This window comes from Rhizobium sp. NLR10b (assembly GCF_019685435.1).
Classification (GTDB): domain Bacteria; phylum Pseudomonadota; class Alphaproteobacteria; order Rhizobiales; family Rhizobiaceae; genus Rhizobium.
In genome coordinates, this window is sequence record NZ_JABDWV010000015.1 from 1 (window position 1) to 12,169 (window position 12,169).

Annotated in this window: 8 protein-coding genes; 6 read left to right on the forward strand and 2 right to left on the reverse strand. The window is 62.6% G+C overall.

Annotation, left to right across the window (positions count from 1 at the left end; translation table 11 throughout):
• Positions 1 to 175: 175 nt before the first annotated feature.
• A complete protein-coding gene (locus HJB91_RS22925; protein ID WP_210628345.1) occupies positions 176 to 523 on the reverse strand; it encodes a response regulator in 348 nt (115 codons plus the stop codon).
• A 271-nt stretch (positions 524 to 794) separates the two neighbouring features.
• Between HJB91_RS22925 and HJB91_RS22930 the strand changes: the two genes are divergently transcribed.
• Positions 795 to 2,441: an ATP-binding protein gene (locus HJB91_RS22930; protein ID WP_221155949.1), complete on the forward strand. Its 1,647-nt coding sequence runs from the start codon at positions 795 to 797 to the stop codon at positions 2,439 to 2,441.
• A 37-nt stretch (positions 2,442 to 2,478) separates the two neighbouring features.
• Here HJB91_RS22930 and HJB91_RS22935 read toward each other — a convergent pair whose 3' ends face one another.
• Positions 2,479 to 2,793, reverse strand: coding sequence for a DUF1236 domain-containing protein (locus HJB91_RS22935; protein WP_210628343.1), 315 nt, complete (start codon positions 2,791 to 2,793; stop codon positions 2,479 to 2,481).
• A 319-nt stretch (positions 2,794 to 3,112) separates the two neighbouring features.
• On the opposite strand from HJB91_RS22935, the gene bcsN reads away from it, so the two are divergent.
• The 5 genes from bcsN to HJB91_RS22960 are packed head-to-tail and all read left to right on the forward strand — an operon-like array spanning position 3,113 to position 12,151.
• Positions 3,113 to 4,090: a cellulose biosynthesis protein BcsN gene (bcsN, locus tag HJB91_RS22940; RefSeq protein WP_221147493.1), complete on the forward strand. Its 978-nt coding sequence runs from the start codon at positions 3,113 to 3,115 to the stop codon at positions 4,088 to 4,090.
• A gap of 54 nt (positions 4,091 to 4,144) precedes the next feature.
• A complete protein-coding gene (bcsA, locus tag HJB91_RS22945) occupies positions 4,145 to 6,337 on the forward strand; it encodes a UDP-forming cellulose synthase catalytic subunit (RefSeq protein ID WP_210628342.1) in 2,193 nt (730 codons plus the stop codon).
• A complete protein-coding gene (locus tag HJB91_RS22950; RefSeq protein ID WP_221155950.1) occupies positions 6,334 to 8,766 on the forward strand; it encodes a cellulose biosynthesis cyclic di-GMP-binding regulatory protein BcsB in 2,433 nt (810 codons plus the stop codon). Before bcsA ends, HJB91_RS22950 begins: the two co-directional genes overlap by 4 nt.
• Positions 8,763 to 9,809, forward strand: coding sequence for a glycosyl hydrolase family 8 (locus HJB91_RS22955; protein ID WP_221155951.1), 1,047 nt, complete (start codon positions 8,763 to 8,765; stop codon positions 9,807 to 9,809). The genes HJB91_RS22950 and HJB91_RS22955 overlap by 4 nt, the downstream gene beginning before the upstream one ends.
• Positions 9,806 to 12,151 (forward strand): cellulose synthase, encoded by a 2,346-nt coding sequence (locus HJB91_RS22960; protein WP_221155952.1) that lies wholly within the window; start codon positions 9,806 to 9,808, stop codon positions 12,149 to 12,151. The genes HJB91_RS22955 and HJB91_RS22960 overlap by 4 nt, the downstream gene beginning before the upstream one ends.
• Positions 12,152 to 12,169 lie beyond the last annotated feature (18 nt).

A 12,169-nucleotide genomic window follows, 5' to 3' on the forward strand; every position in this document is an offset into this window, starting at 1 on the left:
TTGCATGCCGCTTCAACCCGGAACTCAGCGCCAAATACGACCTCCTCATCAAAGCCGGCAAGCCGCCGAAGGTCGCCATCACAGCCATCATGCGAAAGATCATCCTGCTGGCAAACGCACTCCTGCGGAAAAACCAAAAATGGACACCAAAAGCCGCTTGATCAAAACGGATACTCTAGCTTTCGCAAAGCTGCCTCATCGCCTGTTCGAGCTCGCTGAGCTGGAACGGCTTTCGCAGCACCGGGAGCGCGCTGGGGCTGCTGCCTTCCGGGGCGCTGCCATACCCCGTTGCATAGAGATAGGGCTTGCCACGTTCATCGAGAAGCTTTGCGACCGGCAGCGAGCTCCGGCCGGCGAGGGAGACGTCGAGAATTGCAGCGTCGAATTCTGCATCCCTGGCGGTTGCGAGCGCCCGTTCCAGATCCGGTGCGCTCGCACAAACCCGATAGCCGAGATCGCTGAGCATGTCCTCGAGCAACATGGCGATCAGCGCATCGTCCTCGACGATGAATATGTCTTTCATGATCCCGTCCACCCATTCCCCTGCCGGGCATGAAGATTTATGTGGACCGCTTGCGAAGCTCGTCAAGACGCCACGCGCGGCGGTGGTAAAACTTGTCACACAAAACACTGCAGCGGTTTTGAAACGCCGATATGTGTAAACATAAAAGTCTAAGGCGCGGCAAGCGAATCTGGAGGATCGCGCCGCGCTTTGGAAACAGCATATTGCCCGGCGAAATTCGATGTGCAAAAGCTGGGATGTCGTTTTCGCGACGGCCGGGAAGGGGTGTGGAATGGATTTGTTGAGTGCCACGGATTGGCTGCGTCACAGGCCGGGCTATACCTATCCGCTGGCCGTTGCCTTCGTCGGCCTGACCTTTCTTCTGAGACTTGCCGCCAGTGATTATCTCTCCGGGTTTCCCTTCCTGAGCTTCCTTCCGGCGGTCTTGCTCGCAAGTTTCATGGGCGGCGCCGGGCCGGGCCTCGTGGCGGCCATGCTCGCCGGTTTCCTCGTCCAGCAGTTTTTCGTCGAACCGGACGATGCCTTCTGGCCGGTGAGCGCCGGCCAATGGATCGGACTTGCGACCTTTCTCATCAATGCGGTGATCATCATTGGCCTGATGGAGACGATTATTGTCGCCCATGGCAGGCAAAGTCGCCTCCGTAGCGAACTCAACAGCTTCAACGCGCGCCTTGAAGAAACGGTGGTGCAGCGCACTGCCGAACTCAGGCATGAGATGGAAGAGAATGCCGCCGCCCAGGCGCAGGTGCGACAATTGCAGAAGATGGAGACGATCGGTCAGCTCACTGGCGGCGTCGCCCATGATTTCAACAATATGCTGGCGATCATCATCGGCAATCTCGATCTCGCCCAGCGGCGGATGACCGGACATGAGGATCCCCGCCTGCTGAACTCCCTTCAGAATGCCAGAGACGGAGCCCAGCGGGCCGCGGTATTGACCGCACGGCTTCTGGCCTTCTCTCGCCAGCAGCCGCTGGCCCCCGAGGTGATTGATGTCAACAAGCTGGTCGGCGGCATGTCGGAGTTGCTGCGGCGCACGCTCGGCGAACATATCCGGATCGAGACCGTGCTTGCCGGTGGCCTCTGGCCGACCTTCGCCGATCTCAGCCAACTCGAAAACGCCATGCTGAACCTTTCCGTCAATGCGCGCGACGCCATGCCCGGCGGCGGTCATCTGACGATCGAGACCGCCAATACCGAACTTGACGAGCGATATTCGCGTATGCATTCGGAGGTCGAGGCGGGCCAATATGTGATGATCAGCATCACCGACACCGGCACCGGCATGTCGCCCGATGTCGTCGACCGCGCCTTCGAGCCGTTTTACACCACCAAAGGACCCGGCAAGGGAACCGGTCTCGGGCTGAGCCAAGTCTACGGCTACATCAAACAGAGCGGCGGCCACATCAAGATCTATTCGGAGATCGACCGGGGAACGACGGTGAAGATTTATTTGCCGCGTCATGTCGGCAAGGCGGATGCCCGCCTGGCCGCCGCCGGCGCCCAGCCGATTCCCCAGGGAAGTGTCAACGATACTATCCTGGTAGTGGAGGACGACGAGCATGTCCGCACCATGACCGCCGAAAGCCTCCACGAACTCGGCTACAGCGTGTTGCAGGCGGCAAGTGGCGTGGAGGCGCTTCTCCTTTTGGAGGAGAATCCCGGCGTCGACCTGATCTTCACCGATATCGTTATGCCGCAGATGAGCGGACGTCAGCTTGCTGATGCCGTTCAAGAAAAATGGCCGGCGATCCGGGTCCTTTACACCACCGGTTACACGCGCAATGCCATTGTCCACAATGGCGTGCTCGACCATGGCGTTTCGCTGCTCGCCAAGCCATTCAGCCTGGAGCAACTCGCCCACAAGATCCGTGAACTCTTGAACGTGCCAGTCAACGCGGGAGATGAGGGGACGTGAAGTCGTGCAGGACTGCGCGTCTCCAGCCCCCAATCCCCTACTCGAGAATCTGGATCACGCGATGCGTCTTCGGCTCGACGATCACGCGCCGCTCGTTGACGACCGTATAGGCATAGCCATCGGCATTGGGCACGGTATGGACTTCAACCGTATCCGGCAGCGTCGCGCCAACGGTGATTTCGCCGTCATAGACGACGGATGGTGTGTTTTGCTCCATGACATAGGTGCGCACCTCCCCGGGCAGGACGACGGAGCCGGTTGGTGCCGGATCGGTGACAACCACGGTGCTCTGTGCGAAGGCGGCCGAGCAGATGGTCAACATGGCGGCCGTAGCCAGCATGATCTTGCGCATGGGGTGTTCTCCTTTTTGAACTCTAGACATCAGGGCAACGCCGGCCATACGGCATGGTTCCGCAACCGCCTTGATGTCCTGGCAGGGGCCAGCGCGCCGATTGTTTGTTGCTAAAGTGGTTTGTGCACCATACGGTTGAACCGTCCGAATCACGTTCAACGCGAGTCGTCTGGTGGCATCAGGGTCGGGCTCTTTACTCTTCGTTAACCATGTCGGCGATTTATGTCAGGCGAGCGGTCGGATGGCCGTTGATTCGACGGTCCGTCGCGTTTCGGTCTGCGAACGGATATCTGGAAAGACCATTACGGCGGCTCGAGACATGCGCTTGGGGAAGACGATATCGCTGTTGGCCGTGGCGGGTCTGATGGCCGGCTGCACGTCGACAGGCGGTGTGCGACAGCTTTCCGGACCGGAGACGGTGGCGCCTGAAAAGGCGCTGGTCCTGCCGCCGCCGGGCGGCCCGTCGATTGTCAGCGTCGTCGAGCGCAAGCGCGGCAATGGCGTCGAGCAGGCGATCTCGCTGTTCACCTCCTCTTCAGTAGCCGGCCAGAATTTTATCAAAGCTGAGTTCTTTGGCGCTTCCGGGAGAAATCCCGGGATGGGCAATGCCAGCTTCAGCATGATCAACGAGAGCGGCATTGCCCGCGAGGTAGCCCGTTCGGCTCCCGGCGTGCCGATGGCGACATCGGCGACCTTCCTGCAGAACACTTATGGCCCCTTCGGCTATGCCTCCGGCCGCAGCCGCGCCGGCGATACCTGCATTTATGCCTGGCAGCAGATCCGCTCGAGCGCGGCCGCCAATACCCAGGCGCGCAATTTCGGCATGATCCAGCTGCGCGTGCGCCTCTGTGACGCCCGCGCGACCGAGCGCCAGCTGCTCGGCGTTGTCTACGGCTATACCATCACCGGCACCTTCGACGGTCCGACCTGGAATCCGTACGGTAACCCGCCGCCCACCAGCGCGGCGCTCGGTCGTACCGGTGAACCGATCTACCCCGATGAGGGCGGATATCGCGCCAGCCCGATGCCGATCGGCTATGAGCCGGCGCCTGCCGTAGTCCGCCTGCCGCGGACAGCTCCGGTTCGCAGCGCCCCAAGCCAGCAACCGGCGCAGGGCGCTGCGCGCTTGCCCGCGCCCATCGGGCCGCACGTGCCGCTGCCGAGCGAGGCCCCACAGACGAACGCAGCGCCGGATCCGGCCGCGCCGCTGGAACAATCGGCAAGAGCAATCGGCGTCACCGTGCCCTCGCCGGACTGCATAGGCGACGCGGCCATGACGGCCGTCTGCCGGAGATAACGAGGATGCCAGCGGCCGAACGGTGCCCGGTGGAGCAATTTCGAAGGAACGTCGATGCGCAAAGCCCGCAGTGTCTTCATATGGGCCGTTGTTTCGCTCTGTATGATCGTGCTGATCACTCTGCCGGTTAATCTGCAGACCCAGCTCATCACCAGCATCACGGTCGTCACGGTGATGGCGCTGATTAAAATTCTGAAGGGCGAGGGGACATGGCGCCTGGTGGCGCTGGCCTTCGGCACGTCGATCGTGCTGCGCTACGTCTATTGGCGCACCACGAATACGCTGCCGCCGCTGAATCAGCCTGAGAATTTCATTCCCGGCTTGCTGCTCTACCTTGCCGAAATGTACAGCGTCGCGATGCTGGCGCTCAGCCTTTTCATCGTTGCCACGCCGCTCCCGCCGCGCCCGTCGCGTGCCGCCAATCCCGGTCGCTTGCCGCATGTCGATATCTTCGTTCCCACCTATAACGAGGATGCCGGCCTTCTCGGAAACACGCTGGCTGCCGCCAAGGCGATGGACTATCCGGCCGACAAGCTGCATGTCTGGCTGCTCGACGACGGCGGCACCCTACAGAAGCGCAATTCCGGCAAGTTGCTCGAGGCGCAGGCGGCGGCGGCCCGCCATATCGAGCTGAAGCAGCTCTGCCAGGATCTTGACGTCACCTATCTCACGCGCGACCGCAACGAGCATGCCAAGGCCGGCAATCTCAACAATGGTATGAAACATTCGACCGGCGAACTCATCGCCGTCTTCGACGCGGACCACGCGCCGGCCCGCGACTTCCTGATCGAGACCGTCGGCTATTTCGAAGACGACCCGAAGCTCTTTCTCGTCCAGACCCCGCATTTCTTCATCAATCCCGATCCGCTCGAACGCAATCTGCGCACTTTCGAAAAGATGCCGAGCGAGAATGAGATGTTCTACGGCATCATCCAGCGCGGCCTCGACAAATGGAATGCCGCCTTCTTCTGCGGTTCGGCCGCGGTTTTGAGCCGCAAGGCGCTCGAATCCCAGAACGGCTTTTCGGGCATTAGCATTACCGAGGATTGCGAGACGGCGCTGGCTCTCCATGGCAGCGGCTGGAACAGCATCTATGTCGACAAGCCGCTGATCGCCGGGCTGCAACCGGCCACCTTTGCAAGCTTCATCGGCCAGCGCAGCCGCTGGGCGCAGGGCATGATGCAGATCCTGCGCTTCCGCTTCCCGCTGTTCAAGCGCGGCCTGTCGATCCCGCAGCGCCTGTGCTATATGTCATCCACGCTTTTCTGGCTCTTTCCGTTCCCGCGCACGATCTTCCTGTTTGCGCCGCTCTTCTACCTGTTCTTCGATCTGGAAATCTTCACGGCCTCCGGCGGTGAATTCCTTGCCTATACGCTTGCCTATATGCTCGTGAATCTGATGATGCAGAACTACCTCTACGGATCCTTCCGCTGGCCCTGGATTTCCGAGCTTTACGAATATGTCCAGACGGTGCATCTGCTGCCGGCCGTCGTCTCGGTGATGCTCAATCCGAGGAAGCCGACCTTCAAGGTTACCGCCAAGGACGAATCGATCGCCGTCAGCCGCCTGTCGGAGATCAGCCGTCCCTTCTTCGTGATCTTTGCGGTGCAGATCATCGCGCTGATCATCACCTTCTACAGGATTTATGCCGAGCCCTATAAGGCCGACGTCACGCTTGTCGTCGGCGCGTGGAACATCATCAATCTGATCATGGCCGGCTGTGCGCTTGGTGTCGTGTCGGAACGCGGCGAGCGCGCTTTGTCCCGCCGCGTCCGCGTCAACCGGCGCTGCGAGTTTTACGCCAACGGCAAGTGGTATGCCGCCTCGATCGAGGACGTCTCCGTCCACGGTGCAAGGCTGCATATCTTCAACAAGCATCTCGATGAGCTGCTCGTCGGCGCCCCCGGCGAGATGCGCTTCCGGCCCTATAGCGGCGCAGATCTGGAAACCCTGCCGCTGATCGTCCGCAACATCGAGCCATCAGGCGATATCAGCAATGTCGGCTGTCAATACGTGCCGAAAAGCGCGCTTGATCATCGCCTCATCGCCGATCTGATGTTTGCCAATTCCGATCAGTGGACCCAGTTCCAGGAATCGCGCCGCCGCAATCCGGGCCTCATTCGCGGTACCATCTGGTTTCTCGGCCTGTCGCTCTATCAGACCAGCCGCGGCCTGGTTTACCTCTTCCGCAGCATGCGGCCGGAGCGGGAGGCGCAGCAGCGGGCGGCAAAGGTCAATGCCGGATGAGAAAGATCGTCGCCGCCGCGCTTCTCCTGTTGCATGCCCCCGCTGTCACCCAGGCGCAGACGGCGCCCTTCGATATGTCCGGCGAGCGGCCGCCCGGTGGGTCCACCGCCCCGAGATTGACGCCGCCCGCTCCGCCCGCAGCGGCGGCGCCGGTACCTGTCACGCCACCCATTTCCGTAACGCCCGCGCCCGTTCCCGCGCCGATCACTGCCGTGCCGCAGCCGGCGACGCCGGCGCCTCAGCCTGGCGCGGCGGCGAATGCCGCTTCGCAGCCGCGCCACCGCGATAGCAGGCGTTATCTTGTGCCCTTTTCGAAATTCAGCCTCAGCGGCGAATTTGACCGCCGGTCATGGTCTGTCTATCTGACGCCCGAGCAGGCGGCCGCCAAGGCAAGTTTCACCTTCGCTTACCAGAATTCGATCGTCGTCGCGCCTGAAGCTTCCGCGCTGACCGTCTATCTCAACAATCGTCCGATCGGCCAGCAGCGGGTCGGCTCGGCGGACGGCTCTTCCGCCGTCACTTTCGAGGTTCCCTCCGGCCTGCTGCAGCCGGGCGCCAATCTCGTGACCTTCCAGGCAGAGCAACGCCACCGCACCGATTGCAGCATCCAGTCCACCTATGAATTATGGTCGAATATCGATCCGGCCGGAACCTTTCTGAGCTTTGCCGGCGGGAATGCCGCGGAGCTTTCGAGTGCCGACGCGATCCGCGCCATCGGCGTCGATGGCGCCGGCAGGACAGAGTTCGATATCGTCGTCCCGGCGCTGGAGCAGCCGGGGACGACCAAGCCATTGTTGCGGCTGGCACAGGGTTTGTCGGTGCTGAGCAGCATGCCGAACCAAATATTTGCCTTCAACACCGCCTCCCTTGCAGCCGCCGGTCCTGGCAAGCTCGGGGTCCTCGTCGGGACCGCCGCGGAGCTGCGGCCGTTCTTTCCCAGCCTGCCGCCCGGCGCCGAAAGCGCGCCGCTGGCCGCTTTCGTGATCGATCCGCGCAGCGGTTCGCCCGTGCTGCTGATCAGCGGTCCCTCCTGGCAAGCGGTTTCCTCGGCGATCGATACCATTGTGTCGCCAACGGACAGGTCCGCAGATGTCCGCCGCGATGCACTGACCACCGAGCGCTGGAGCGCGCCGAATGCGCCGCTGGTTTTTTCCGACACCAGCATCGCCCTCTCCCAACTCGGCGTGAAGACCACGGAATTTTCCGGCCGGCGGCTGCGCGCCAGTTTCAATGTCGCCGTGCCGGCCGACTTCTATGCCAATGCCTATGGCGAGGCGAAGGTGCTGCTCGATGCCGCCTATACCGACAATGTGCTGCCCGGCAGCCATATCGATATCTACGTCAACGACAACATCGCCTCCACCGTACCGCTTACCTCGACCACCGGCGGCATTCTCCGTCATCTGCCGATCCGCGTGACGATGCGCCACTTCAAACCCGGCCTCAATACGATTGGGATCGAGACGATCCTGATGACGAAAAACGATACAACTTGCGCTCCCGGTGCTACCGCCGGCGCCAGTCCCCGTTTTGCCCTGTTCGACACCTCCGAAGTGCACATTCCGGATTTTGCCCGCGTCGGGCAGCGTCCGAACCTGGCCGCCATGTCCGGCACGGCTTATCCCTACAGCCGGGCGACGGAGCCGACGCCGCTGTTCATCGATCGCGTCGATGCCGATACGCTTTCGGCCGCCGCTACGCTCCTTGGTCAGATGGCGGTAATGGCCGGTCATCCGATCGCCGTCGAAACCGTGGCTTCGCCGAATACGATCGGCGATCGGGACGCCATCTTTATCGGCTCGATTTCGCAGATGCCGGCAACCGCGCTGACGCAGGCCAACATCTCGGCGGCGAGCCAAGCCTCATGGCGTCCGGTCGCCGACCCGCAGCCAGGCGTCGTCGATACCGGCACGGCCTTCGAGGAGTGGAATTCCAAGGTGGGCGGCGGTATCTTGCGCAGCCGCATCACTGCCTTCCGTGAATGGCTGGGGCGCAATTTCGATATCACCCTCAGTTCGCTGCAGTTCATCCCCGTCGCCGAGAAGGTCTTCACCCCGTCCAACGCCGACACCCTCATGATTGCGCAGGGCTCCAGCCCCCTGGGAGAGGGTTCGTGGACCGTGGTGGCAGCACCCTCGGCGAAGGATCTGCGCGAAGGGCTCGAGGTGCTGACCGGTCAGCTGAACTGGCCGCAGATGTCCGGGCATATCACCACCTATTCGAGCAAGACGGGCAAGATCGACACCGTGCCCGTCACCCGCTTCGATTTCGTCGCGTCCACGCCTTGGTCGATCGCCAATTACCGCTTGATCGCCGCCAACTGGTTGTCGACGAACATCCTCTCCTATGCTTCGCTGCTCGTCGTCTTCGTGCTGCTGATCGGCGTCGCTACCTCGCGCATGCTAAAAACGCTGGGTCGGTCCAAATGAGGTGGTGGTGCGTGCTTCTGCTTGCGGCGACGGCTGCGTTCGCCCCCGCAGGCCCGTCCGCCGCCGCACAGCAGGCGATGATCAATGCCGATGCGTGGTCCGCCTACAAGGCGAAGTTTCTCGATGCGAGCGGCCGGATCATCGATAACGGCAACAGCAATATCAGCCACAGCGAAGGGCAGGGCTACGGCATGCTGCTCGCTTATCTCTCGGCAAGCCCCGCGGATTTCGAGCAGATCTGGTATTTTACCCGCACCGAGTTGCTGTTGCGCGACGATGGCCTGGCCGTCTGGAAATGGGATCCCAACGTCAAGCCGCACGTGACCGATACCAATAATGCCTCGGATGGCGACATATTGATCGCCTATGCTCTGGCGCTTGCCGGCACCGCATGGAAGCGTAACGACTATATCCTCGCCGCCTCTCGCATGGCGCAGGCGCTGCTTGCCGAAGCCGTCGTCCGCTCGGCGGGCCGGACCCTGCTGATGCCGGGCAGCGCAGGTTTTGGAGCCGCCGATCGTGACGACGGTCCTGTCGTCAATCCTTCCTACTGGATTTACGAGGCAATGCCTGTCATGGCGGCGCTTGCTCCCTCCGATGCCTGGAAAGAGCTGTCGGACGATGGCGTAGCGCTGTTGAAGACGATGCAGTTCGGTCCGCGCAAGCTTCCTGCCGAATGGGTCAGTCTCAGTGGCCCACCGCGACCGGCAGAGGGTTTCGATGCCGAATTTGCCTATAATGCCCTTCGCATCCCGCTCTATCTCGCGCGGGGCGGCATCACGGATAAGGCGCTGTTGAACCGCCTGCGAACGGGGATGTCGCAGAATGGCGTTCCGGCCACCATCGATCTGACCACAGGCCGGCCGAAGACCGTGTTGCTGGACCCGGGTTATAGAATTGTTAACGATGTTGTGGCCTGTGTAGTCGACGGGACCAGGCTGCCGGTCTCGGCTCTGCAATTCGCACCCACACTCTATTTTCCGTCCACGCTTCAACTGCTGGGGCTGGCCTATATCGGGGAGAAGCATCCGGAGTGTCTGTGAAATCTTCTCTCGTGGCGATTTCAGCGGCAGTCGTGGTGGCGACCCTCATCACCGGGCTGAAGGATCGTGGCGCCCTGCAGCAAAATTTAGGCCTCGGCTCTGCAGCCAGGCCGGCGCCGGAGCTGCTGCTGATGGGTCGCATCAAGCCGGACGACGCTCCCGCGGGCAATTCCGAATTCAATGCCGAGACCGTCGCCGACAAGATCGAAGCGATCACTTCGTCGCCGCCACCGGCACCGGGCAGCGGTGAGCCAGCACCACAACCCGACGTCCCCCGGACAGCTGCAGAGCCGACTCCGGTCGCACCGCCGATCGTCTCCAATCCGCCAGCGCCTCAACGGGCCGCCGCGTCCGCGCCGCCTGCGGTCGATGAAAGCGCGCTTCGCTATTTTGCCAGCCGCGGCGACAAAGTGCGCCTGCAGGCTGAAATCTCCCGCCTTCAGGCGCTTTATCCAAACTGGGTTCCGCCGGCCGATCCGCTTGCCGTGCCGCAAAACGGCGACAAGCAGCTCGAGGCTATGTGGAAGCTTTATTCCGATGGCCGCTATGCGGAGTTGCGCAAAGCGATCGCCGACCGCCAGGCTGCCGACGCCGGGTGGCAGCCACCGGCCGATCTGCTCGAGCGGCTTGGTGTCGCCGAAGCCCGCTCTCGCCTCATCAATGCTTCGGACCTCAAGCAATATGCGACCGTGGTCGATATCGCCGCCGCGACGCCGAGCCTGCTCACCTGCAGCGAGGTCGACGTGCTCTGGCGTGTCGCCGAGGCCTTCATCCGGACGGAGAGGCCGCAGCGCGGGCAGGATGCTTATGCCTATATCCTGAAGAACTGCGCCGACGCTGCCGAACGGCAGGCGACGGTCGAAAAAGCCTCGACGCTGCTTGACTACCAGCCGATGCAGGCGCTGCTGGCGCTGGAAAAGCCAGCTGTCGACGGCAGCAGGGAATTCGATGCAATTCGTGATAATCTTGCACGACGCTTCGTCGCTGAAAGCAATGACGATCCGAAGCTCGCCATCGCGCCGAATTATATCGCTCACCTCGAAAAGCTCGCCGAAAGCCAGGGGCTGGCCTCCGATGCGCTGCTGCTCGGCTGGCACCAGCTTCGCCGCAACAATCCTGCCGATGCCGAAAAGTGGTTTCGTGCCGCCCGCGACAGGGAGGATACGGCGGCCGCCTCGCAGGGGTTGGCGCTGGCGCTGATCGCCCGCAAGGCGCCTCAGGAAGCCGAGGACGTGATGTTCCGCTGGCGCGCCGTTTCCGATGATGCGACCGCGACCTATCTTGCCGCTACCGCCAATCTGATGGCGCTGCAGCCGCCGGCCGATCTCAGCGAGGACGTGCTTCATCGGATCGCAGCCGAGGTCATCGCCCGGAAATATGTGCCGACGGCGCAGCAGTTCGGCTGGTATGCCCGTTCTCTCAACCAGTTCCAGACTGCCGCGCGCTGGTTCGAAACCGCGCTTGCCTGGAAACCGGATGACGAACCGTCCGCCTATGGCCTTGCCGTCACGCGTGAGCAGCTGAACGACCGCAAGGGTGTCCTCGACCTCCAGCGCGGCTGGGCCGGCCGGTCGGCGCGCATCGCCAATCTTCAGGACACTTCCTTGTCGGTATCGAGCGCCGATACGCAGTCCGCGAAGGCGCCGCTCGCGCCGCAGCAGCCGGACCAGCCGGTAGAGACGCCGCAGCGTTCGGCCGCTTCCATGGCGCCGCTTCCGGCCGAGCCGGAAGCTATGCAGCAGCCGGAACCGGAAGTCGCCATCCGCGCCGCAAGGCCGGCGATGCAGACGGTGACTGTCAAGCGCGGTCCGCGCCAGGCGCGGGACTGCTCGACGACCATCGACGCATCACGACTCGGGCCCGGCGAGGCGCTGTCGCGCGGCTGGTGCCTGATGGATATTAACCGGCCGATGGAGGCGGTCTCGGCGTTCGAGACGGCGTTGCAGAGCCCGGTCCGCAAGATCCGCGAAGACGCAGCCTATGGTCAGAGCCTCGCCTATCTGCGCGCCGGTCTTTCCGGCAATGCTGCCGTTGCGGCAACCAAGGCGCCGCAGAGCCGCCAGCGCGCTGCCGAACTGCAGGTGGCGATCCTCGCTGATCGCGCCTTGTCGGCCTTCGACGCGGGGCGTTACCGTGAAACCCTCATCTATCTCGATCAGCGCGCCCAGCTGCAGCAGGAGCGGATCGATCTGATGGTTCTGCGCGGCTACTGCTATCTCAATCTGAAAATGTACGATGACGCGATGCGAATCTTCGAAGCCGCCGCTGCGACCGGCAATCGCGACGCCGCACGTGGTCTGGCCGATGTTCGCAACGTCACGCATCCTGATGTCAACGACTGACGTTGACGCCGTCGCTGC